Source organism: Mangrovicella endophytica (assembly GCF_002893625.1).
Classification (GTDB): domain Bacteria; phylum Pseudomonadota; class Alphaproteobacteria; order Rhizobiales; family Rhizobiaceae; genus Mangrovicella; species Mangrovicella endophytica.
In genome coordinates this window covers 82667-101999 of record NZ_PKMZ01000010.1, presented here as the reverse complement: position 1 = coordinate 101999, position 19333 = coordinate 82667, and the positions used below count along the sequence as shown (strand labels likewise).

Below are 19333 nucleotides of genomic sequence, written 5' to 3'. Positions count from 1 at the left end.
GAAGATTGGCTTAAAGGCTCAGGGAGGCGTTCAGCTGCGGTTAGAGCCTATGGCAAAGCGTTGACAGCTGCTTGAGGCGCCGCCGCACGCCGGCTCGCCTGGACTACAGAAGGTCCATCAGGAAGGGGATCAGCGGCGCATCCGCCGGCGGCATCGGATAGTCCCGCAGCTTGTTCGGCCGCACCCAGGCGAGCCGCTGCCCCTCGCGCGAGGTCGGAATGCCCTCGTAGCGGCGGCAGACATAGAGCGGCATCAAGAGGTGGAAGCTGTCATAGGCGTGGCTGGCGAAGGTCAGCGGCGCCAGGCACGCCACCTTGGTGACGACGCCGAGCTCCTCCTCCAGCTCGCGGATCAGGGCCGCCTCCGGCGTCTCGCCCGTCTCCACCTTGCCGCCCGGAAACTCCCAGAGCCCGCCGAGCGACTTGTGCGCCGGCCGCTCGGCCAGAAGGATCCGCCCGTCCGCATCGAGCAGGGCGCAGGCGACGACGAGTAGAAGCGAGGATGCTGGCATGGTCGAACTCGTGACTGTGGATCAGAGCGCCACGCCCGGCGGAGCCCGGTAGATGTAGCGATAGGCCTCGGTGAAGCCGAGTCCATGATAGAGCGCGCGGCCGGCTTCGTTGTCCGCTTCCACCTGCAGCCAACCGGTCTTGGCGCCCTTGTGGACGCAGTAGCGCAGCGCCGTGGTGACGAGGTCCTGGCCGATCCCCTGCCGGCGCGCCGACGGCGCCACCGCGAGGTCGAGCAGACCCGCGAGATCCTCGTCGTGGATTGCCAGCATCACCGCCACGGGTGCGCCGTCCGGGCTTTCCCGCACGAACAAGGCCTTGGCAGGCCGGATTGCCTCCAGGATGGCCATCAGACCGGCCCGCATGTCGGGCGAACGCTCGTGTACCTTCAGGCTCGCATCGACATAGCGGGCCATGTCGCGCATCGGGATGCGATCGATAGCGGCCGACAGGTCGATGGCGGAGAGATCCGCCGTCAGCACGATGGATTCGGCGAAGGAGGACCAGCCGGCGCGGTCGAGATAATCGATCAGGGGTTTGGGCGCTAAAGGCGACTGGCGGAACACCAGCGGCCGGCCGAAAGCGGCGAAGCGCTCAGCGGCGCGCGCCACCCGTCCGGCGATGTCGGAATGGTCGGACGGGTCGAGCGGGTTGACCGAGTTCAGCCGCTTGGCGGGAAAGCTCGCGGTGAGCCGCACCGCCCAGGTCCCGTCGAAGGAGGTCGACGAGGCCGGCCAGGCGCGGAAGCCGGCCGCCTCCAGCCGGCGGACGACGGCGAGCCGCCGCAACCGTTCAGCTTCGGTAGTCGCCATTGATCGCGACATACTCCTTGGTGAGGTCGCAGCCATAAACGGTCCAGCGGCCGCTTCCGAGGCCGAGATTGACGCGGATGCGCACCTCAGGCTCCTGCATCACCGCCGAGGCGGCGGCTTCCGAATAGGCGGGATCGCGCTCGCCCTCGACGGCGACGCGCACATCGCCGAACCAGATCGCCAGCCGGTCGCGGTCGGCCGCCTCGCCGGCCTTGCCGACGGCCATGACGACGCGGCCCCAGTTGGCATCCTCGCCGGCCACGGCGGTTTTCACCAGCGGCGAGTTGGCGATCGACAGCGCGATGCGCTTGGCCGCCCGGTCGCTCTCGGCGCCCTCGACGGTGACGATGATCTCCTTGCGCGCGCCCTCGCCGTCGCGGGCGACCTGCCGCGCGAGGTCGAGCAGAAGATCGCCGAGCGCCATGCGAAAGGCGCCGAGCCGCGCATCGCCGGCCTCGGTGACGGGCTGGCAGCCGCGCTCGGCGGCCCGGCCCGTGGCGAAGAGCAGCAGCGTGTCGGAAGTCGAGGTGTCGCTGTCGACGGTGACGGAGTTGAAGCTCGGCTCAACCGTCTCCGACAGGAGCGCCTGCAGCGCCGCCGAGGCGATCGGCGCGTCCGTCGCCACGAAGCTCAGCATGGTCGCCATGTCCGGCGCGATCATGCCGGCGCCCTTGGCGATGCCGTTGATGGTGACTTCGACACCGCCGATCTCGACGCTGCGCGTCGCGACCTTCGGATATGTGTCGGTGGTCATGATGGCCTCGGCCGCCGCCTGCCAGCGATCCTCGGCCGCTTCGCCCGCAAGGCCCGCCAGGACCCCGGTGAAGCGCGTCGCATCGAGGGGCTCGCCGATCACGCCGGTGGAGGCGAGGAACACGGCGTCCGTCGCGCAGCCGACAGCCGCAGCCGCGGCCTCTGCCGTCATCTTCGTCGACTCGCGGCCCTTGCGCCCGGTAAACGCGTTCGCATTGCCGGAATTGACGACGAGCGCGCGCGCCGCGCCGCTCTTCAGGCTGTCGCGGCAGAAGTCGACGGGCGCCGACGGGCACTTCGAGCGGGTGAAGACGCCGGCGACGCTGGTGCCTTCATCGAAGACCATCATCAGGACGTCGGTGCGTCCCTTGTACTTGATGCCGGCCGCAGCGGTCGCGATGCGCAGGCCGGGAAGCGGCGGCAGCGTCGCCATCGAACGGGGGGCCAAGGGCGACACGGGCACGCTCATGCGACAATCCGGAGAGGGAGGGATGACAACACCCGCCGACGGATGCGGCGGGTGCGAAGGGTCTGGCTGCGAGGGCCGGCGGCGCTTACTGCCCGGCCGGCGCCGGGGCCGGGGCGGCGCCCGCGGCAGCACCGGAGGCGGCCTGCTTCTCCAGCGACTCGACCTGCGCCTTCACCTTCGGGTCGACATAGACGACCTTCAGCTCGTCGCGCGCCTTCTGCACGATCTGCATGTACTTCTCGCGCATGACGACCTGGCGGACCTGCTCCTTCACGGTGTCGAAGGCGGGCGCTTCGGCCTTGCGCTTCTCTTCCACCTTGATGACGTGCCAGCCGAATTGCGTCTGCACCGGCGTCTTGGTGTATTCGCCGGGCTTCAGGGCAAAGGCGGCCTTCTCGAATTCGGGCACCATTTGGCCCGGACCGAAGAAGCCGAGATCGCCGCCTTCCGAGCCGGACGGTCCGCTCGACTTCTCGCTCGCCAGCTTGACGAAGTCGGCGCCGCCCTCGAGCTGCTTGATCACCGCATCGGCCTCTTCCTTGGTCTTCACCAGGATGTGGCGCGCATGGATCTCGTCGACCGGCTTCATCGCCGCGACTTCCTTGTCGTAGCGGGCCTTCAGCTCGGCGTCGGTCACGGTTGCGACACCGTTCTTCTCGAAGAAGGCGTTGTGGAGCGTGCGCTCGCGCAGGAAGGCCAGACGGCTCTGCACCGCCGGGTCCTTGTCGAGCTTGGCCTTGGCGGCCTCCTGGGCGAGCGACTTGATGTCGATCAGCGCCGAGAGGATGGCGAGCTTGCGCTGCTCCGGCGGCAGCTGCTGGAACTGCTGCTCCAGCTCACCGCCGGCCTGCGAGAGATCGCCTTCGGTGATCTTCTCGGAACCGATCGTTGCGACGACATCGCTGTCGGCGGCATGAGCAGGCGCGCCCAGCATCAGGAGGGCGAGCGCGCTCGCGGCGAGCGGCAGTCGGATGGAGAACTGGGTCAAGGACAGGTTTCCCTTGGGGTTTCCGGCAAGAGCGGCGACGGTCGGATCCCCGTCAACGGCCCGGTTTACGGTCTTTTCAAGACCTTCCGGGGCCCCTCCCGCGGCGTTGACATCGCTTTGCCCCCCTCTTATCTCTCGCGCGATCTCAAAGTCCAGCCGCATTCCCTGTGATCCAGGGGGCCGACGACACACTCGCGGCGACCGGCAAGGCCGGATGTTCATCGACACCGCGCACCCCTTGGAAGGGCCTCTTCATGGTCAGTTTCGGCGCACTCGCCCGCAAGTTGCTCGGGTCGTCCAACGACCGTCTCATCCGCCGCTATGAGGCGACGGTCCAGGCGATCGGGGCGCTCGAGAGCGAAATGGCGAGCCTCAGCGACGAAGCGCTGACGGCCAAGACGGTCGAGTTCCGCACGGCGATCGCCGGCGGCAAGACGGTCGACGACCTGCTCGTCCCGGCCTTCGCCGTGGTGCGCGAGGCCGGCAAGCGCGTCCTCGGCATGCGCCACTTCGACGTCCAGATGATCGGCGGCATGGTGCTGAACTCCGGCTCCATCGCCGAGATGCGCACCGGCGAGGGCAAGACGCTCGTCGCCACCCTCGCCGTTTATCTGAACGCCCTCGAGGGCAAGGGCGTCCACGTCGTCACCGTCAACGACTATTTGGCCTCGCGTGACGCCGAGTGGATGGGCCGCATCTACAAGTTCCTCGGCCTGACCGTCGGCATCATCGTACATGGCCTCTCCGACGAGGAGCGCCGGGCCGCCTATCACTGCGATGTGACCTACGCGACCAACAACGAGCTCGGCTTCGACTATCTGCGCGACAACATGAAGTACGAGCGGGACCAGATGGTCCAGCGCGGCCATCACTTCGCCATCGTCGATGAGGTCGACTCGATCCTGGTCGACGAGGCGCGCACGCCGCTGATCATCTCCGGCCCGCTCGACGACCGCTCCGAATTCTACCAGACCATCGACGGCTTCATCCCGCAGCTCGGCGAGGGCGATTACGAGGTCGACGAGAAGCAGCGCACGACGACCTTCACCGAGGAAGGGACGGAGAAGCTCGAGGGCCTGCTGGCGGCCGCCGGCCACCTCAACGGCTCCTCGCTCTATGACATCGAGAACGTCGCGATCGTTCACCACGTCAACAACGCGCTGAAGGCCCACAAGCTGTTCCAGCGCGATAAGGACTACATCGTCCGCAACGACGAGATCGTCATCATCGACGAGTTCACCGGCCGCATGATGCCGGGCCGGCGCTACTCCGAGGGCCTGCACCAGGCGCTGGAGGCGAAGGAACACGTCACCGTCCAGCCCGAGAACCAGACGCTCGCCTCGGTCACCTTCCAGAACTACTTCCGCATGTACAAGAAGCTCGCCGGCATGACCGGCACGGCTTCCACGGAAGCGGCGGAGTTCGCCGACATCTACGGCCTCGACGTGGTGGAGATCCCCACCAACCTGCCGGTCCAGCGCGTCGATGACGACGACGAGGTCTATCGGACCGTCGAGGAGAAGTACAAGGCCGTCATCAGCGAGATCGACCGGGCTCACCAGCGGCTGCAGCCGGTGCTGGTCGGCACGGCGTCGATCGAGAAGTCCGAGACGCTGGCGGCGCTCCTGCGCAACCACGGCTACAAGCAGATCGACTTCACCGATCCGAAGGGGCTGCAGGCGCTCTATGCCGCCGCCCGCAGCGGCAAGCCGAGCCGCCACTTCGCTGTTCTGAACGCCCGCTTCCACGAGCAGGAAGCCTATATCGTCTCCGAAGCCGGCGTGCCTGGCGCGGTGACGATCGCGACGAACATGGCCGGCCGCGGCACCGACATCAAGCTCGGCGGCAGCACCGAGATGCGCATGGAGCTGGAGACGGCCGGCATCGAGGATCCCGCCGAGAAGGAGAAGGTGGCGGCCGGGATCCGCGCCGAGGTCGACCGCTTCCGCGAGATGGTGCTCGCCGCCCGTGAGACGGTGGAGCTCGAGGGCGGCAAGGGCCGCACTGTCGAGAAGCCGGGCGGTCTCTACATCATCGGCACCGAGCGCCACGAGTCGCGGCGCATCGACAACCAGCTACGCGGCCGCTCCGGCCGCCAGGGCGACCCCGGCCGCTCGAAGTTCTACCTTTCGCTTCAGGACGACCTGATGCGCATCTTCGGGTCCGAGCGCATGGACACGATGCTGACGCGCCTGGGCCTGAAGGAGGACGAGGCGATCGTCCACCCCTGGATCAACAAGGCGCTGGAAAAGGCGCAGAAGAAGGTCGAGGCACGCAACTTCGACATCCGCAAGAACCTCCTGAAATACGACGACGTGATGAACGACCAGCGTCGCGTCATCTTCGAGCAGCGGCTCGAGCTGATGGACGCCGAGACGCTGGAAGAAACCGTCACGGATATGCGTCACGAGACGATCGACACGCTGGTCGCGCGGCACATTCCCGAGCGCGCCTATCCCGAGCAGTGGCAGACCGCCGAGCTGCGCCAGGAGACCCGCGACCTCCTCAATGTCGACCTGCCGATCCCGGAATGGGCGGCCGAGGAAGGCATCGCCGAGGACGATATCCGCACGCGCATCAAGACGGCCGCCGATGCGCTGGCGAAGGAGAAGTCGGAACGCTTCGGCCCGGAAGTGATGCGCTATATCGAGCGCTCCGTCGTGCTGCAGACGATCGACGCCCTGTGGCGCGAGCATCTCGTCAACCTCGATCACCTGCGCTCGGTCGTTGGCTTCCGCGGCTATGCGCAGCGCGATCCGCTGAACGAGTACAAGTCCGAATCCTTCGAGCTCTTCCAGTCGATGCTCGCCAACATGCGTGATCGCGTGACGCAGCAGTTGATGCGCGTCGAGCTTGTGCGCGAGGACGAGCCGCGGCAGGCGCCCTCGCTGCCGCAGATGGACGAGCACCATGTCGACGCCACGACCGGCACGGACGAGTTCGGCCATGGCGGGGAATTCCTGACCGCCGACTTCACGCCGGCCGAGGCCGACCGCATGCAGCGCGATCCGGACCAGCCGGACTCGTGGGGCCCGATCGGGCGCAACGAGCCCTGCCCCTGCGGCTCGGGCAAGAAGTACAAGCACTGCCATGGTGCCTATGTCTGAGGCGCCGGCTTCGCCAGTCCGATAATCAGAAGGCCGCCCGGCAATGCCGCGGCGGCCTTTGTGTTTCGATCGACCGGTGAGGTCATCAGGCTGTTCGGCCGGCGTTCGTTGGCGTTGGTGCCGGTCCCATCTTCCTGCGAACCGGTTGCTCCGACGCCGAGGGCCCTTCCGCAACAGCCCTCAAGGCGCAAACCCTCAGCCGAAGCTTCCCGACGGCGGCCTCAGCCCTGTACTCGCCCCGCCATCAACGGCGGCGCTGCGCGGCGGCGCAGATCGTACAGCCCCGCGCGCCACGGACGGCGGTGCCCGATACGGCCGATGCTCGGGATCAGCCTCACGGATGACGGCAAACTCGGCAGGCACGACAGATGGAATGTCAGGCGCGGATGAGCAGAGGTCAGGCCGCAAAGGACGGCCCGCCTGCAGCTGGAGGGATCAGTCTATTTCAGCAGGCCTTCCATCAGCGAAGCCTTGCGCGGCGTCTCGCGATTGCCGAGCCGGTCGAAGCCCTCGCGGCGATGCTGCTCGGCGGCATAGGCCTCCGCGCTGATCGGCATGCCGGTCTTATAGGTGAAGGTCGATGTCGTCGCGAAATCCTTCGGCGACATCTTGGCGACCAGCTCCTGCTCCTCCGCCTCGTCCTTGATGCGCTTGGCGACGAGCTCGATCGGATCGGCCGCTTGAGGGCAGGCTTCCGTCGGCGACAGCGTCTGGCCTTCCGCGAGCTTCACGTCGAAGACATAGCGCTTCTCGCAGACGCCCACGGCCGGCGGACGCTTGGTCAGCTCGAAACGGTCCGTGCCTTCCTTCAGCATCTTCCAGAAGGCGTAATGCTCGGAGTTGCGGTGGCGCGCCATGTTCTTCGGCGTCATGCGGAAGGGCAGCGCCTGCATCTGGAAGGCGCGCTGTCCGCCGTCGAACGCAAGCTGCGCCAGCGAGAAGATCTCCTGGATCTGCTTGTCGTCCATGGCATAGCAGCCCGACGAGTTGCAGGAGCCATGCACCATCAGGTCGGCGCCGCTACGGCCGAGCGAGCGGTCGTAGGCATTGGGATAGCCGGTGTTGAAGGCGAGGTGATACTGCGAGTTCGGCTTCAGATGCGCCGGCGTGATCGCGTAGAAGCCTTCCGGCGCCTGCCGGTCGCCCTCGACCTTCTTCGGCCCGAGCTTTCCGGACCAGGCGCAGATCGGATAAGTCTTCAGGAGGGCATAGCTGCCGTCGGTCTTCTGCTTCCAGACCTCGAGCTCCGACTCTTCCTTGTAGAGGCGGACCAGGATGGGTGCGTTGACGCCCATGCCCTTGGCCTTGATGTCCTTGACGAGCTTGTCGGAGAGCTGGCCGGTGGGCGCGACGAGATCGTCCATCGCCCCCTGGCAGCCGGAGATCGCGATCAGAGCGCCCGCCAATGCGAATGCCGTCACGAGACGTCTGGCCTTCATCCCCGGTCCCCTGCTGTGCGGCGCTGCCGCCGTCCCCTGCCCAAGGTTGCGTGCCCCTACGGGCGGCGCTTCGTATCGATCCCGATCGCGGCAATTTTCAGCACGCGTCTTAACCGATCCTTACGTCTTTTTGCACGACGATCATTGCCAAAGTTTTAAGGCCAGACAAGACGCGCTCAGTGCGCCTGCCGGGCTTTTCCGGCAGCAATTGTCGTATTGTCGCAAGGCGTTGCCGCGGCACCACGCCGCAGGAGGCGTTTTCGCCAAGTGATCTGGCGGCCGGCGTCTTAGAGATTGCGGCCGATCGCAAGGAACTTCTGCCGCCGTTCACGCAGCAGCGCCTCACCGTCGAGACCACTGAGTTCGGCGAACGCCTTGCGGACGTGATCCGCGGTCACGTCGATCGCCCCGTCAGGATCGCGATGGGCGCCACCCATCGGTTCCGGCACGATCTCGTCGATGATCCCGAAGCCCTTCAGATCCTGCGCCGTGATCTTCATCGCCTGCGCGACATCGCGCGCCCGCGTCGCGTCGCGCCACAGGATAGAGGCGCCGGCCTCCGGCGAGATGACGGAATAGATGGCGTTCTCCAGCATCAGCACGCGGTTGGCCGCGGCGATGGCGATGGCACCACCCGAACCGCCCTCGCCGATCACCACCGCGACGAGCGGCACCTTGAGGTTGAGGCAGGTCTCGGTGGAGCGGGCAATCGCCTCGGCCTGGCCGCGCTCCTCGGCGCCGATGCCGGGATAGGCGCCGGCCGTATCGACCAGCGTCAGGACCGGGATGCCGAAGCGCTCGGCCATCTCCATGATGCGCACCGCCTTGCGGTAGCCTTCCGGCCGCGCCATGCCGAAATTGTGCTTCAGCCGGGTCTGGGTGTCCGACCCCTTCTCTTGGCCGATCACCGCGACCGGCTGGCCGTCGAAGCGGCCAAAGCCGCTGATCACGGCATAGTCCTCCGCGAACGACCGGTCGCCGGCGAGCGGCGTGAAGTCGGTGATCATGCGGTTGACATAGTCGAGGCAGTGCGGCCGGTCGGCGTGGCGCGCGACCTGCGTCTTCTGCCATGGCGTCAGCTTCTTGTAGAGATCGATCAGCGCGTCCTGGGAGCGCTTCTCCAGCCGCTGGATCTCCTCGCTGACGTCGACCCCGTCCCCGCCGCCGCCGAGCTTCTTCAGCTCGATGATCTGACCTTCGAGGTCGGCGACGGGCTTTTCGAAGTCGAGGTAGTTGTGCATCCGTGACGCGGCTGAGCCGTCCTATGCGCCGGCGGGGTGCGCCGGACTGGGGAGCCGGTGCCGGGCGCGGCAACAGGCGAGGCGGCGGCACCAAACGGCGCCTCCTTTGGAATTGCGCGGAAACTGGCGATGCCGCCCTGTCTTGTCAAGAAAGCGCCTCGGCCTGTCCTCAGCCGCCGCTGTTCTCCGACAGCGGATGATGATCGGTGACGAGGCGGATCAGCCGCTCTTCCAGGACATGCGTGTAGATCTGCGTCGTCGAGATATCGGCGTGGCCGAGCAGTTCCTGCACGGCTCTCAGATCCGCGCCGTTCTGCAGAAGGTGGCTCGCGAAGGCGTGGCGCAGCACGTGCGGGGAGATGCGGGCGACCGGGATGCCGGCGCGGGCGGCCAGGCTCTTCAGGTCGCGGGCGAAGGCCTGGCGGGTTAGGTGGCCACTTTCGGACAGGGCGGGGAAGAGCCAGGCCTCGTCGACTGCGCCGGGGTTGCTCTGGCGCATCGCCAGACCGAAGGCGTCGAGCGCATCGCGCGCCCGCTCGCCGATCGGCACCATCCGCTCCTTGTTGCCTTTGCCGCGCACCACGATCACCCGGTTACGCGAGCGCAGCACCGAGCGCGGCAGGCTCACGAGCTCGGAGACGCGCAGGCCCGTGGCATAGAGCAGCTCGACGAGCGCGTGCAGGCGCTTGGCGCGCAGCGACGCACCGGGAGCGAGCGTTGGGTCGGCCGCTGCAGCCTCCGCCGCGTCCAGGAGGCGATCGACCTCGTCCTCGCTCATGATCTTCGGCAGCGGACGCCCGCGCCGCGCCCCCTCGATCGGCCCGGTCGGATCGTCGCCGCGCAGGCCTTCGGCATACAGGAACTTGTAGAACTGCCGGAGCGACGACATTCGCCGCTGCTGGCTGGTGGCGGCAAAGCCGCGCGCCGAGAGGTGCGCCACATAGGCCTTCACCTCCTCCGTGGACGCCGTGCCGAGCGAGGCGCCCTCCCCCGATAGAAAGGCCGCGGCATCGTCGAGGTCGCGGCGATAGGCGGTGAGCGTGTTCTCGGCGGCCCCCCGCTCCACCGCCATCATCTCAATAAAGGTCTCGATGTCAGCGCTGTCGCGCGCCGCGGGGGACAGGCTCACCGGACCACGCCTCCGGTCGTCGAGGTATCCTCCTGCAGCGTGCGCAGCGGCACGTCGACGGTGATCTCGCGCTGCTTGGGCTGCACCAGGAACACGAGCGCGGCCATCGCCGCATAGATCAGCGCCGCGATCACCGCGATGGTCGTCAGCAGGCGCATCAGCGTCGGCATGTCGGCGGTTCCTCCAACTTGGTGGCGGCGCGGATCGGCCGGTGCGAAACGGCGGGACACCGCCGCTTGACCTTGGCAGCGATATGTATTCTCCGTTAGCGGCTCCTTACCAGTCCTGCGTCAAGAAAGCCGATGATCAGCGAATTGCTCCCGGACGATCGGGAGATCCTCCATAAGCGCCTCGGCAAGCGTTCTGTGACGTTGATCGGGTTGATGGGCGCCGGCAAGACGACCGTCGGGCGCAAGCTCGCGGCGATGCTTGGCCTGCCCTTCCGCGATACCGATGCGGAGATCGAGGCGGTGGCCCGCATGACGATCGCCGAGCTGTTCGAAGCCTATGGCGAGCCGGAGTTCCGGGCCCTGGAGGCGCGTGTGGTGACGCGCCTCGCCGCGGATGGTCCGCAGGTGCTGGCGACCGGCGGCGGCGCCTTCATGTCGGCGGAAACGCGGAAGGCGTTGCGCGAGCATGCCATCACCGTCTGGCTGAAGGCGGACCTCAACACGCTGATGGAGCGGGTCGGTCGCCGCCCGCATCGCCCGCTCCTGCAGGCTCCCGACCCACGGGCCGTGATGCGCGACCTGATGGAGAAGCGCTATCCCGTGTATGGGGAAGCCGACATCACTGTTCTCTCGCGCAACGTCCGGCGCGAATCCGTCGCGGCCGAGATCATCGCCAGCCTCGACGAGCATCTGAAGGCAAGGAGCGCCCCATGAGCCAGTTGCAGCGCCAGGACGAGCGATCGGGCGCGACCGCCGCCGAGCGCGTGATCAAGGTTTCGCTGGGGACACGCTCCTACGACATCCTGATCGGTCCCGGCCTGATCGACGAGGCCGGCCACGAGATCGCCCGGCGGCTGCCCGGCGCCCGCGCCGCAGTGGTCACCGACGAGACGGTCGGCACCCTGCATCTGGAGCGCCTGCGCTCCGCCCTGTCCGCCGCCGGCATCGACTCGACGCCGATCGTTCTGCCGGCCGGCGAAACGACAAAGAGTTTCGAGCACCTGATGCGGCTCGTCGACGAAATCCTCGCCGCCCGGCTCGAGCGCGGCGATATCGTCGTGGCCTTGGGCGGCGGCGTCATCGGCGATCTCGCGGGCTTCGCGGCCTCGATCACCCGCCGCGGCATGCGCTTCGTGCAGGTACCCACCTCGCTCTTGGCACAGGTCGACTCCTCCGTCGGCGGCAAGACGGGCATCAACAGCCGCCACGGCAAGAACCTCATCGGCGCCTTCAGCCAGCCCTCGCTGGTGATTGCCGACACGGCGCTGCTCGACACGCTGAGCCGGCGCGAATTCGCCGCCGGGTATGCCGAGGTGGTGAAATACGGGCTGATCGACCGGCCGACCTTCTTCGACTGGCTCGACCGGAATCGCGAAGCGGTCTTCGCCGGTGGCTCGGCCCGGGTCGAGGCCATCGCGGAGAGCTGCAACGCCAAGGCCGAGGTGGTGGCGACGGACGAGCGCGAGGAAGGCCAGCGCGCGCTCCTCAATCTCGGCCATACCTTTGGCCATGCGCTCGAATCGGCCTGCCGCTACGATGCCGCGCGCCTCGTCCATGGCGAGGCGGTCGCGATCGGCACGGTGCTGGCGCACCGCTTCTCCGTCCGGCTCGGCCTGTGCCCAGAGGCCGATGCCGAGCGGGCCGAGGCGCATCTTGCCGCCGCCGGTCTGCCGACCCGCATCGGCGCCATTCCCGGAGATCCGATGGATGCCGATCGCCTGCTCGGTTCGATCGGGCAGGACAAGAAGGTCGTGCGCGGCAGCCTCACCTTCATCCTGACGCGCGGCATCGGCAAGGCCTTCGTTGCCCATGACGTCGATCCCGCGGCGGTCAGGGACTTCCTCGCCGAGGAAGTCGCGCGGTAGCCAAGGCCCTTCAGGCTCAGCGGGTTTCCGGCCTGGCGTCCTTCGTCGCAACACCAGGCTCCAGGCCATTGCGTGCGGCGACAGGGCCGCGCTCGGCGAGGTAGCTGTCCCGCCACGGCCGCGGTATCGCCATCGCCACAACGGCGATCAGCGCCGCGACGCCGGCGGCGACCAGCAGCGCCGCGCCGGCCGACTGGCTGTGGCAGAGCCCGCCGGAGACGGCGCCGGCGATCATCCCGATCCAGGGCACGATGTTGACCGGCCAGTCGTTCCGGCGGTCGCCGAGGATCCAGCGTCCCAGCCCCCTGCCGACGCGCGACAAGGCACCGGTGACATAGGTGACGCCGATATGAAGATCGCCCACCCGCTCGATGCCGGCATTCAGAAGGCCCATCGCCAGCACGATGGCGCCGAGCAGCCAGGCTTGGCTCGGACCCCCACCGGCAGGAAGCCAGGCGCCGAACAGGAGTCCTGAGACGATCAGGAGCAGGAGCGGCGTCCAGCGGCCGGAGCGGGTGACGAGCACGCCGAGCGTGTTGCCGAGGACGAACAGCACCAGGATCAGCGCCAGATGCGCCGCATGCCAGGGATCGCCATGCGAGAGCGAGACGGCGAGGCGCGTCGTGTTGCCGCTCATGAAGGACACGAAGTCGCCGGCCGATAGGAAGCCGATCGCATCGGTCATGCCGGCGAGGAAGGAAACGGCGGCGACGAAGGCGAGGCCGGTCGCGGCCCGGGCCCTGGCTCTGTCCGGGGCCGGCGGCACGGTTGCGCCGGGCGGAACGGCAGTCACGCTCATGCGACAGGCTGGATCATGGCAGGGCGATCGTGCTCAGCGGCGCGTCGGCTCGCCCGGGGCGCTGGCCTCAATCGCCAGCGCGTGCACACCGGAGGCAAGCTCGTCCTTCAGAAGCGCGTTGATGCTGCGATGCCGCTCGATCCGGCTCTGGCCGGCGAAGGCGGCGGAGACGACCCGGACGCGGAAATGCGTCTCGCCGCTGCCCTCGAAGGCGGCGTGGTGCCCACTGTCAGCGTGATGATGGCCGGCGTGAAGGTGGCTCTCATCGATGACCGCGAGATGCTCCGGCGCCAGCGCCGTCCTCAGCCGATCCTCGATCCTCTCCTTTGTGCTCATTCTCTCCACAGTCTCCTGCCATGGGCGGGTTCAACACGGTGCGGATCGTTGCGACCAAGCCGCTGCCTGTCCCTCGCCTGCGTCCCCCGAAGCAGTCAAAGCCCCGCAACGAAACGCCTTTTCGCATCTGTCAATTCTTGTTCGCCTTCCGGCGCAGCACCATAATCGCAAACGATGAAGCTCGACTCCAAATATTTCGACCGCATCCGCGTGCGCCCCGACCGGGAGGCGACCGAAAAGGCGCGCGCGCCGGTCTGCGCCTGGGAGGGATGCGAGGAGCCGGGCCTCTACAAGGCACCGCGCGGACGCGACCATGAGGGGGAGTACTACCACTTCTGCGTCGATCACGTGCGGATGTACAACAAGTCCTACAACTACTTCTCGGGCCTCGGCGACAAGGACATCCAGGCCTATCTGAAGGACTCGCTGACCGGCCATCGCCCGACCTGGTCGATGGGGCAGAATGGCAGCGATGCGGCCGCGTCCATACGTGCACGCCGCGCCGGCGCCCGCACGCGGGACCCGTTCAACCTCTTCGGCGATGCGGCCCGGCGGACCGAAGCTAGGCGCCCCAAAGTGCGGTCGCTGGAGTCGAAAGCGTTCCAGACACTCGATCTGGCCGAGAATTCCGCTGGAGAGACGATCCGGGCGCGCTATAAGAGCCTCGTCAAGCAGTACCATCCCGATGCCAATGGCGGCGATCGCGGCAGCGAAGACCGGCTTCGCGAGGTCATCCAGGCCTACAAGCTTCTGAAGCAGTCCGGTTTTTGCTAAGGCCCGACGGCCTGAGAACTCGGGTGGCGAGTCCTGCTCGGCACGTGCAGCCGCAGTGCGGCCGCACGGATGGAGGTGCCGCGCCATGGGTTGCGGCGGAACACGATTGATGTGTGTGGCCGGGACCCGCATGAGCGGCAGGCCGATGGAGGTGTGATGAGTGCAGCGGAACAGGAAGTGGCGTCCCTTCCGGATACCACAGTCTCCGTCCGCGAAACCTTCGGTTTCGACAGCGATATCACCGTGCCGGCCTTTTTAAAGACCGATCCGCATGTGCCTGAGATCGACCCGGACTATCTGTTCGACCGGCAGACCACGCTGGCGATCCTCGCAGGCTTTGCGCGCAACCGCCGCGTCATGGTTTCGGGCTATCACGGCACCGGCAAGTCGACCCATATCGAGCAGGTGGCGGCGCGGCTGAACTGGCCTTGCGTGCGCGTCAACCTCGACAGCCACGTCTCGCGCATCGATCTCGTCGGGAAGGACGCGATCACCGTGCGCGAGGGGATGCAGGTCACCGAGTTCCGCGACGGCATCCTGCCCTGGGCCTATCAGAACAATGTCGCGCTCGTGTTCGACGAGTATGACGCCGGCCGTCCGGACGTGATGTTCGTGATCCAGCGCGTGCTGGAATCCTCCGGGCGCCTGACGCTGCTCGACCAGGCGCGCGTCATCCGCCCGCATCCGGCCTTCCGCCTCTTTGCCACCGCCAACACGGTCGGCCTCGGCGACACGACGGGCCTCTATCACGGCACGCAGCAGATCAACCAGGCGCAGATGGACCGCTGGTCGATCGTCACGACGCTGAACTACCTGCCGCACGACAACGAGGTCGGCATCGTCGTTGCCAAGGCCAAGAGCTATGCCACCAAGGAGGGACGCCAGACCGTCTCCAAGATGGTGCGCATCGCCGACATGACCCGCTCGGCCTTCATCAACGGCGACCTCTCGACGGTGATGAGCCCGCGCACGGTGATCACCTGGGCGGAGAACGCCGAGATCTTCGGCAATATCGGCTTCGCCTTCCGCGTCACCTTCCTGAACAAGTGCGACGATCTGGAGCGGCCGCTGGTCGCCGAATTCTACCAGCGGGCCTTCGGCGAGGAGCTGCCGGAGTCCAGCGCCAACATCGTGCTGGACTGAGGTTCTGCGATGATCCGCCGTTCGCTTCTCGCAGCAGCGATCCTCGCCGCCGGTTTCGGCGGTCCGGCCTTTGCCGAGCAGAGCGAGGTGCTGCGCGCCAGCGGTGCGGTAACAGCGAAGACCTATCCCGGCTTCGCCCAGTTCGTCGAGAATGCCGCCGATACGGTGGTCGGCCTGAAGATCACGGTCGCGGCCGGTGACGGTCTCGTGGCGGAACGGGGCGGGGATGGCCTGTTCGTGGCTTATCTCGAGGGATCGAGCCGGACCGGCGGTACGCAGATCAGCGCACGCGATGGCGTCGTCTTCCAGAACGGGGCCTATGTGCTGAACGGGTTCTTCGTGCCGAAATATGCCGGCATGGGCCAGGGCATCACGGCCTATGTCCTGGAGAAGCAGGACGATGCGTCGATCCTCCTGTCGAAGACGCCCGTGAAGGACGTCGACGTCGACAAGCTCGATCCCGCTGTGAAGAAGGCAGATTGATACATGGCGCGCAGCGGTGACAACTCCCGCGCTCCCGGCGCTCCGAAGGTAACCGACCGCGAGCCGTTCCGCCGCGCGGTCGCCGGCTGTCTGCGCGCCATCGCGGGCGAGCCGGAGCTGGAGGTCAGCTTCTCCAACGACCGGCCGGGCCTGACCGGCACCCGCGCCCGCCTCCCTGATCTGCCCAAGCGCGCCACCGCCAACGACGTCGCAGTCACCCGCGGCCTCTCCGACGCCATGGCGCTGCGCCGCGCCCGCCACGATACGAGCGTCCATGCGAGCTACTCGCCGGACGGCAAGAGCGCCAAGGCCGTCTACGACGCCGTGGAGCAGGCGCGCGTCGAGGCGATCGGCGCCAATGCCATGGCCGGTGTCGGCGACAACCTTGCCGCCATGCTGGAAGACCGCTACTTCCGCTCGAACCTGCAGGACGTGACCGATCGCGCCGAGGCGCCGGTCGAAGACGCCGTCGCGCTGCTGGTACGCGAGAAGCTGACCGGCCGTCCGATCCCGCCGAGCGCCGCCTCGCTGGTCGACGTCTGGCGCGACACGATCGAGGCCAAGGCCGGCCCTCGGTTCGAGCGGCTCGCCGAGACGGTCGAGGATCAGCAGGCCTTCGCGCGCGCCATCCGCGACCTTCTCGTCTCGCTGGAGATGGCCGAGGAGCTCGGCCAGGAGAATCCCGGCGAGGACAGCGACGAACAGGACGAGGCCGGCGACAACCAGACTCGCGACAACGAGGAAGGCGGCGCCGAGAAGGAAAGCGGCACCGAGGAGGCCGCCCCGGAAGAAAGCGAGAGCGAGGGCGAGAACCAGGAGACGGCGGAAGCCGAATCCTCCGAGGTCACCGCCGAGGATCCGGTCGACGACGAGAGCGAGGATACGGAGACGCCGGGCGAGACGCGGCGGCCCAACCAGGCGCCACCCGGCACCTTCGCCGACACCGAGTACAAGGTCTTCACCCAGCAGTTCGACGAGATGGTGGGTGCCGAGGAGCTCTGCGACGAGGCTGAGCTCGACCGCCTGCGCTCGTTCCTCGACAAGCAGCTGGCGTCGCTGCAGGGCGTCGTCGGGCGTCTCGCCAACCGCCTGCAGCGCCGGCTGATGGCGCAGCAGAACCGCTCCTGGGATTTCGATCTCGAGGAAGGCTATCTCGACACGGCGCGCCTGACCCGCATGGTTACCGACCCGCTGCAGCCGCTCTCCTTCAAGATGGAGCGCGACACCGCCTTCCGCGACACGATCGTCACGCTTCTGATCGACAATTCCGGCTCGATGCGCGGGCGGCCGATCACGGTGGCTGCCACCTGCGCCGACATCCTGGCGCGCACGCTGGAGCGCTGCGGCGTCAAGGTCGAGGTGCTGGGCTTCACCACCCGGGCCTGGAAAGGCGGCCAGGCGCGCGAGGCCTGGCTGAAGGAGGGCAAGCCGTCCAAGCCCGGGCGGCTGAACGACCTGCGCCACATCGTCTACAAGTCCGCCGACGCGCCGTGGCGGCGGGCCCGGCGCAATCTCGGCCTGATGATGCGCGAGGGGCTCCTGAAGGAGAATATCGACGGCGAAGCACTGATCTGGGCGCATAACCGCCTGCTGGCGCGGCCCGAGCAGCGCCGGATCCTGATGATGATCTCCGATGGCGCGCCGGTCGACGACTCGACCCTCTCGGTCAATGCCGGCAATTATCTGGAGCGGCACCTGCGCGCCGTCATCGAGGAGATCGAGACGCGCTCGCCCGTGGAGCTGCTGGCCATCGGCATCGGCCACGACGTCACGCGCTACTATCGCCGTGCCGTCACCATCGTCGATGCCGAGGAGCTGGCGGGTGCCATGACCGAGCAGCTCGCCGATCTCTTCGAGGACCAGGCGACGGCCGGGGGGCGCTCGTCGTCCCGTCGCAGGGCCGCGGCAGGCGCCCGCCGCTGATGCATCTGCGCAGTCTGGCGGCCGCGTTCGCCGCGGCCGTCGTCGCGTGGCCGCTTGTCGCGCCGGAGGTTCGGGCCGAGACGGTCGAGGTCACGGCCAAGCCGATCTCGGCCTTCCGCACCCGCTCCGCAGAAACCCGCTTCGGCGCCTTCGACTATGTCGGCGGCTTCGAGTTCAGCGGCCGCGGCGTCCACAGCATCTCGTCCTTCCGCTTTCGCGACGGCGGCAGCCGCTTTCTGTCGGTCAACGACGAAGGGCATTGGTTCGCCGGCACGATCCGGCGTGACGAGGCCGGGCGACCCGTCGGCATAGCCCCTGCGCAGCTGGAGCCGCTCCTCGGTGCGGATGGACAGCCTCTCGACGGCAAGGTCGATGCCGACGCCGAATCGATGGCGATCGACGGCAACCGCGTTCTCGTCGGCTTCGAGCGGCATCACCGCATCCTCGCCTATGCGGATCCGGCCGCGCCATTCGCGAATCGTCCGGCGGTGCTGCCGCTGCCGCTGCCGCGCCACGAGCTGCGGATCAACCGCGGCATGGAAACGATCGCCGTCTCGCCCGAGGGCGGCGCGCTGAACGGTGCCGCCGTGGCCATCGCCGAGCGTTCGCTCGATGCAAAGGGCAACCTCTTTGCCGCGATCTTCGGTGGCGGCGCCAGGGGCGGCGTCTTCACAGTTCGGCGGGATGTCGACTGGGATGCGACCGACGGCGCGTTCCTGCCGGATGGCGACCTGCTGCTGCTGGAGCGGCGCTATACTGGCTTTCTCGGCGGGCTCGGCATGCGCATCCGCCGCCTGCCCGGCGCGTCGATCCGGCCCGGCGCGCTCATCGACGGTCCGGTGATCCTGGAAGCGGACCTGTCGAACGAGATCGACAATATGGAGGGGCTGGACGCCTGGACCGACGCCGGCGGCGAGACGCGCATTGCGCTCATCTCCGACGACAACGGCTCGTTCCTGCAGCGCAATGTCTATCTGGAGTTTCGGCTGGTCGCAGATGGCGGCGCGGCCGGCGCCCTCAGCTCCGGACCTGCTCGTTGAAGAACAGGCGATTGCCGGCTGGATCGAGCACGGTCAGCGTGCGAGCGGCCCAGGGCGCCGTCTCCAATCCCGGACGGGCGAAGGGATAGCTGCGCGCGGCAAGCTCCGCATGGAGTGCCTCGACATCGTCCATCTCAATGAACACGGCCGAGCCCGGCGTCGCATCGCCGTGGTGCTGCGACAAGTGCAGCCGCAGGGCGCCGCGCGTCACCCCGAGATAGAGCGGCATTTCCGGCCCGAAGCGATGCTCGAGGACGACCTCGAAGGCGAGATAGTCGATGTAGAAGCGGCGCGTCACCGCTTCGTCGAAGAAGCGCAGGATCGGGATCGTCGCCAGAAACCTCGCCACTGCG

The 19333-nt window shown here is 67.6% G+C and carries 19 protein-coding genes; 8 read left to right on the top strand and 11 right to left on the bottom strand.

The window, feature by feature from the left end; translation table 11 throughout:
- Nucleotides 1–103: 103 nt before the first annotated feature.
- From C0R46_RS17460 to C0R46_RS17445, 4 genes are all read right to left on the bottom strand, one after another.
- Complete coding sequence (locus C0R46_RS17460) at nucleotides 104–511, bottom strand: (deoxy)nucleoside triphosphate pyrophosphohydrolase (RefSeq protein WP_102960945.1); 408 nt, start codon at nucleotides 509–511, stop codon at nucleotides 104–106.
- A gap of 21 nt (nucleotides 512–532) precedes the next feature.
- On the bottom strand, nucleotides 533–1321 hold the full coding sequence (locus C0R46_RS17455; RefSeq protein WP_245413648.1) for a GNAT family N-acetyltransferase: 789 nt from the start codon (nucleotides 1319–1321) through the stop codon (nucleotides 533–535).
- On the bottom strand, nucleotides 1302–2543 hold the full coding sequence (gene argJ, locus C0R46_RS17450) for a bifunctional glutamate N-acetyltransferase/amino-acid acetyltransferase ArgJ (protein ID WP_102960943.1): 1242 nt from the start codon (nucleotides 2541–2543) through the stop codon (nucleotides 1302–1304). Before argJ ends, C0R46_RS17455 begins: the two co-directional genes overlap by 20 nt.
- 85 nt (nucleotides 2544–2628) lie before the next feature.
- Nucleotides 2629–3477 carry a peptidylprolyl isomerase gene (locus C0R46_RS17445; protein ID WP_245413654.1) on the bottom strand — a complete coding sequence of 283 codons (849 nt, stop codon included), beginning with the start codon at nucleotides 3475–3477 and terminating at the stop codon, nucleotides 2629–2631.
- A 308-nt stretch (nucleotides 3478–3785) separates the two neighbouring features.
- Here C0R46_RS17445 and secA point away from each other — a divergent pair, with 308 nt between their 5' ends.
- A complete protein-coding gene (gene secA / locus C0R46_RS17440) occupies nucleotides 3786–6638 on the top strand; it encodes a preprotein translocase subunit SecA (RefSeq protein ID WP_102960941.1) in 2853 nt (950 codons plus the stop codon).
- Nucleotides 6639–7078: 440 nt separating this feature from the next.
- Here secA and C0R46_RS17435 read toward each other — a convergent pair whose 3' ends face one another.
- From C0R46_RS17435 to C0R46_RS17420, 4 genes are all read right to left on the bottom strand, one after another.
- Nucleotides 7079–8077, bottom strand: a complete 999-nt coding sequence (locus C0R46_RS17435) for a L,D-transpeptidase family protein (RefSeq protein ID WP_102960940.1) — start codon at nucleotides 8075–8077, stop codon at nucleotides 7079–7081.
- A gap of 287 nt (nucleotides 8078–8364) precedes the next feature.
- Nucleotides 8365–9318 carry an acetyl-CoA carboxylase carboxyltransferase subunit alpha gene (locus C0R46_RS17430; protein WP_102960939.1) on the bottom strand — a complete coding sequence of 318 codons (954 nt, stop codon included), beginning with the start codon at nucleotides 9316–9318 and terminating at the stop codon, nucleotides 8365–8367.
- 169 nt (nucleotides 9319–9487) lie between these two features.
- On the bottom strand, nucleotides 9488–10441 hold the full coding sequence (locus C0R46_RS17425; RefSeq protein WP_280953027.1) for a site-specific tyrosine recombinase XerD: 954 nt from the start codon (nucleotides 10439–10441) through the stop codon (nucleotides 9488–9490).
- A 2-nt stretch (nucleotides 10442–10443) separates the two neighbouring features.
- Entirely contained in the window at nucleotides 10444–10617 is a 174-nt protein-coding gene (locus tag C0R46_RS17420) for a histidine kinase (protein ID WP_102960938.1), read from the bottom strand.
- A gap of 132 nt (nucleotides 10618–10749) precedes the next feature.
- On the opposite strand from C0R46_RS17420, the gene C0R46_RS17415 reads away from it, so the two are divergent.
- Together C0R46_RS17415 and aroB are read left to right on the top strand one after the other, a co-directional pair.
- The gene (locus tag C0R46_RS17415; protein WP_102960937.1) at nucleotides 10750–11331 is read left to right on the top strand and encodes a shikimate kinase; all 582 of its coding nucleotides are present in this window, start codon (nucleotides 10750–10752) and stop codon (nucleotides 11329–11331) included.
- Nucleotides 11328–12482 carry a 3-dehydroquinate synthase gene (gene aroB / locus C0R46_RS17410; RefSeq protein WP_102960936.1) on the top strand — a complete coding sequence of 385 codons (1155 nt, stop codon included), beginning with the start codon at nucleotides 11328–11330 and terminating at the stop codon, nucleotides 12480–12482. Before C0R46_RS17415 ends, aroB begins: the two co-directional genes overlap by 4 nt.
- A 16-nt stretch (nucleotides 12483–12498) precedes the next feature.
- On the opposite strand, the gene C0R46_RS17405 is transcribed toward aroB, so the two are convergent.
- Both C0R46_RS17405 and C0R46_RS17400 read right to left on the bottom strand, forming a co-directional pair.
- A complete protein-coding gene (locus C0R46_RS17405) occupies nucleotides 12499–13281 on the bottom strand; it encodes a YoaK family protein (protein WP_102960935.1) in 783 nt (260 codons plus the stop codon).
- Nucleotides 13282–13314: 33 nt separating this feature from the next.
- Nucleotides 13315–13617 (bottom strand): BolA family protein, encoded by a 303-nt coding sequence (locus C0R46_RS17400; RefSeq protein ID WP_102960934.1) that lies wholly within the window; start codon nucleotides 13615–13617, stop codon nucleotides 13315–13317.
- 174 nt (nucleotides 13618–13791) lie between these two features.
- Here C0R46_RS17400 and C0R46_RS17395 point away from each other — a divergent pair, with 174 nt between their 5' ends.
- The 5 genes from C0R46_RS17395 to C0R46_RS17375 all read left to right on the top strand — a co-directional run bounded on the left by C0R46_RS17395 (nucleotide 13792) and on the right by C0R46_RS17375 (nucleotide 18980).
- Nucleotides 13792–14391: a J domain-containing protein gene (locus tag C0R46_RS17395; RefSeq protein WP_102960933.1), complete on the top strand. Its 600-nt coding sequence runs from the start codon at nucleotides 13792–13794 to the stop codon at nucleotides 14389–14391.
- Nucleotides 14392–14547: 156 nt separating this feature from the next.
- Nucleotides 14548–15534 (top strand): cobaltochelatase subunit CobS, encoded by a 987-nt coding sequence (cobS, locus tag C0R46_RS17390; RefSeq protein ID WP_102960932.1) that lies wholly within the window; start codon nucleotides 14548–14550, stop codon nucleotides 15532–15534.
- A 9-nt stretch (nucleotides 15535–15543) separates the two neighbouring features.
- Nucleotides 15544–16017, top strand: a complete 474-nt coding sequence (locus C0R46_RS17385) for a hypothetical protein (RefSeq protein ID WP_102960931.1) — start codon at nucleotides 15544–15546, stop codon at nucleotides 16015–16017.
- A gap of 3 nt (nucleotides 16018–16020) precedes the next feature.
- The gene (gene cobT, locus C0R46_RS17380) at nucleotides 16021–17940 is read left to right on the top strand and encodes a cobaltochelatase subunit CobT (RefSeq protein WP_102960930.1); all 1920 of its coding nucleotides are present in this window, start codon (nucleotides 16021–16023) and stop codon (nucleotides 17938–17940) included.
- Entirely contained in the window at nucleotides 17940–18980 is a 1041-nt protein-coding gene (locus C0R46_RS17375; RefSeq protein ID WP_102960929.1) for an esterase-like activity of phytase family protein, read from the top strand. Before cobT ends, C0R46_RS17375 begins: the two co-directional genes overlap by 1 nt.
- Here C0R46_RS17375 and C0R46_RS17370 read toward each other — a convergent pair.
- Nucleotides 18958–19329, bottom strand: a complete 372-nt coding sequence (locus tag C0R46_RS17370; RefSeq protein WP_102960928.1) for a glyoxalase superfamily protein — start codon at nucleotides 19327–19329, stop codon at nucleotides 18958–18960. The two genes, C0R46_RS17375 and C0R46_RS17370, sit on opposite strands and share 23 nt — an antisense overlap.
- Nucleotides 19330–19333 lie beyond the last annotated feature (4 nt).